Raw genomic sequence first — 3,542 nt, 5'->3', positions numbered from 1 at the left:
CGCGGTCGGCGTCGCCGAGGGGGCTGGGCCGCCAGTCGGGGGCGGGCTCCCAGTCGGCGGGGACGACCTCGGCTTCGATGAACCAGATGTCGTCGGTGCCGAAGCCGTTGGGCAGGTCGATGCGCCGCTGGTAGACGCCGTGGATCACGGCCTTCATCTCCCGCGGCAGCGTGATCTCGCGCTCGTCGAGGCCGTACTCCGAGACCCGCATGACGTTGAGCCCGGGGTGGCCCTCGGGGACCCGCAGCATGACGTAGGCGTCGCGGACCACGGCCGAGTGGGTGCCGATGGAGGTGGAGGTGTAACTCAGGTTCGTGAAGGTGGTGCCCGCCAGCCGCTCGGCGATCTCCGGAGTGAGCGGGCCGCGGTGGCCGGGCGCCACGGCCGCCACCAGCTGCCGCACCACGTCGTCGTTGACACCCCAGTGCAGGTTGAGCGCTGAGGGCAGGTGGCTGTGCGCGATCGCCTGGTCGAGCTGGGGGATCAGCCGGACGAAGTCGTCCCGCGACTCGGGCGGGACCTTCCCCTCGCGCAGCCCCGACTTCATCCAGTCGAAGGAGCTGCTCGTGTACTCCTGCACGGCCCGCTCATGGTGGGGCGCGAGCCCATCCGACGGCATGTGCTGGGTGGCCCACGTGACGGCCTCCTCGTCGCTGCCGAAGCGGGTGGCCGCCATCCCGACGCCGCCGGGCTCACTGGCGGTGCCCTGCCAGCGCGGCGCGGGCGGGATCTGACCGCGGACGTCGTCGGCCGGCCACTGCCGGTTCGCGGGCGCGGAGGCGCCGATGTCGGCGTGCGCCATGTTGACATCGAGTGCGGGGTTGTTCTGCCACTCCCGCAGCGCGTCCTCCGTCCGCCGGTCGGCACCAGTGGTCGGGAAGACGTCGGTGACGCCGGTGCCCGACCGCGCCTCCGGCGTCCGGGTGGCGCTTGCACCGGCGTCGGGCCGGGGGGCGGGGGGCTCGAAGGCGGGCTGGAGTGTCCCGTCGGGGGTGACGGTGCCGCCGGCCCGGGCGTAGTTCTCGCGGGCCTGGTCGAGGTCGGCGTGGGCGCGGTCGAGCTCGGTCCGGGCGCGGTCCATTTCCGCGCGGGCGGTCTCGGTGCCCGTCCGGCTACCGCGGGCGTCCGCCAGGCGGGCCTGGGCGAGGTCGGTCTCGGCCTGGGCGGCGGTGACCCGGCGCTGGGCGGCCTCGACCCTGCCGCCGAGGTAGGAAAGGTCGTCTTCGGCGAGGCCGAGGGCGTTCCTGGTGTTCTCCAGTTCGGTCTCGAACCGCACGACCTCGGTCTGGGCGCGGGCGACCTCGGCGCGGGCGTCCTCGATCGAGCGGCCGCCGCCGTCGGCGTCCGCCCGGATCCCGCTCTCCGGGGAGGCGCCGTCGGACCGGCCGTTCGGGGCGGGGGTAGCCGCCGGCGCGCCGACGGTCGCCACGTTGACCTGGAGATCGGACTCAGAGGACATGTCGGACGCGTCGTCCATGTCGTCGTCGCTGTCCGGCGGATCCCAGTACCTGGTCGACTCGTCGAGGGGTGCCGGGCGCCAGCCGGGAGGCGGCTCCCAGCTGTTGGGGACGACCTCGACCTCGAGGACCCACAGCAGGTCGTCCTCGAAGTCCGCGCTCGGCCCCTTCCTCTGGTAGACGTCGTGGACCACGTACTTGAGTCCGCGGGACACGGTGAGCTCGCGCTCGTCGTTGGTCCACTCCGCCACGCTGATGAGGTTGACGACCGGCAGCCCCTGGGGCGCGCGGATCAGGAGGTAGGCGTCCCGCAGGGCGGCCGGGTACCTGCCGACGGAGGTGGAGACGACGCCGTCGTCGACGAACGTGGTGCCGACCAGGCTCTCGACGGCCCGGGGGTCCTCCGGGTCCGCGTCGGGGCCGTAGCGGTCCCGCACCAGCCGCGCGATGAAGTCGGATTCGACGCCCCGGTCCAGGATGACCGGCTCGGGCAGCTGGGAGCGGCCGATCCCGTTGTCGATGTGGCGGATGAGGTCGGTGGCGCGCCTCTCGGCCTCCTGCTGGGTCAGCCCCTCCGGCACGGGGACCTCGCCGTGGCGCAGGGCCCGGTTGACGATCGAGTGGCCCTCCTCGCTGTACTCCCGGAGGGCCCTTCTCGACTCATCCGGCATGCGGGGGAACGGCATGGCGGTCTCGGCCCAGGTGACCGCCTCGGCGTCGTCCGCGAAGCGGCGCGCCCGGCCCATGCCGACGCTGCCGGGCTCCTGGCCGTTGCCCTGCCAGGGCAGCGCCGGGGGGACACGCATGGTCCAGGGGATCGGGGTCCCGTACTCCGCGATGGCGTCGAGGGCGCCGTCCAGCGCGCCCGAGCGGTGCCAGAGGGCCCACTGCTCGCGGATCATCTGCTCGACCCGGTCAGGACTCCGGGTGGTGCTGCGGAAGCCGGCCAGCACCTCCGGCAGCGGGACGCCGAGCCGGTGGGCGAGGTAGGAGGTGAACATGGGCAGGGCGCTGCTGGCGTTGAGCCGGGGGTGGAGGGCGGTCGCCAGGTACTGCGCGACCTGGCCGCTGACCGGCGCGACGGCGGCGTTGGCCCACGACATCTGCGGCGAGTCGGTGAAGGCCGGGTTGGCCTCGATCACCGGGTTGTCCCGCCACTCCCGGACCGCGGCCTCCGCTCGCTGGCCGCCGACGGTACCCGGCGTCTCCGCCCCGGTGCCCGGGGGTGCCGTGGTGCGCGTACCGGCGTCGGGACCGGGTGAGGCGTCGGTGCTCCGCGGCGCGTCGGTGCGGCTGCCGAAGCGGGGGCCGGGGGCGGGGGCGCCGTCCGCGTCGTAGCTGCCGCCGGCGTCGGCGAAGGCGGCGCGGGCTCGGCCGAGGTCGGCGGTGGCGCGGTCGAGTTCGTCCTGCGCGCGGGCCATCTCGCCGCGCGCGATCTGGGGGCTGGTGTTGCCGTCGCGGGCGTCCGCCAGGCGGGCCCTGGCGAGGTCGATCTCCGTCTGGGCGGCGGTGACGCGGCGCTGGGCGGCCTCGACCCTGCCGCCGAGGTAGTAGGGGTCGTCCTCGGTGAGGCCGAGGTTGGTGCGGAGGGTCTCCAGGTCGGTCTCGAAGCGCACGACGTCGGTCTGCGCCCGGGCGACGCGGGCGCGCGCCTGGTCCACCGACGTCGGGGGCGTTGGGTCGCCCTGGCCGGTGTGCGCAACGGCGGTCGGGTCGACCTCCATCCTCATGACGGTGAGGTCGCCGCCGCCCCGCCGCCCGGAGGACGAGCTCTCGGCGGGGAAGCGCCCGCCGCCGGGCGGGGCCTCCCGGACGGGGGTGCTGGAACCGGAGCCGTGCCGCGAACCGTGCGGCGTGTCCGCGGTGGGGGTGGCACTGCCGGACCAGGCGCCGGGGTGGCCGATCGTGGCGCGGGCGCGGTCCAGTGCGTCCCGCCAGGCGGTGAACCGCTTCTCGAACTCCTGCCGTGCCTTGTCCGTGGCCTTCTCGGCGGCCGCGTAGTCGTCGCGGGCCTGCTGGTCGGTGGGGTCGGCGATGAGCCGCCGGACCAGCGGTGGCAGCTTGGCCCGCTCGTCGTAGTAGGTC

The 3,542-nt window shown here is 74.7% G+C and carries 1 protein-coding gene; it reads right to left on the bottom strand.

Features of this window, described 5'->3' with window-relative positions; translation table 11 throughout:
- Positions 1 to 3,542: ADP-ribosyltransferase (locus tag DEF28_RS28910; RefSeq protein ID WP_267900218.1), on the bottom strand; the 3,542-nt coding region annotated here is incomplete at both ends.

This window comes from Marinitenerispora sediminis (assembly GCF_003336425.1).
In the GTDB taxonomy this organism is placed as follows: Bacteria; Actinomycetota; Actinomycetes; order Streptosporangiales; family Streptosporangiaceae; genus Marinitenerispora; species Marinitenerispora sediminis.
The sequence above is the reverse complement of the archived record's forward strand: the minus strand, read 5'-3'. Positions and strand labels throughout refer to the sequence as shown.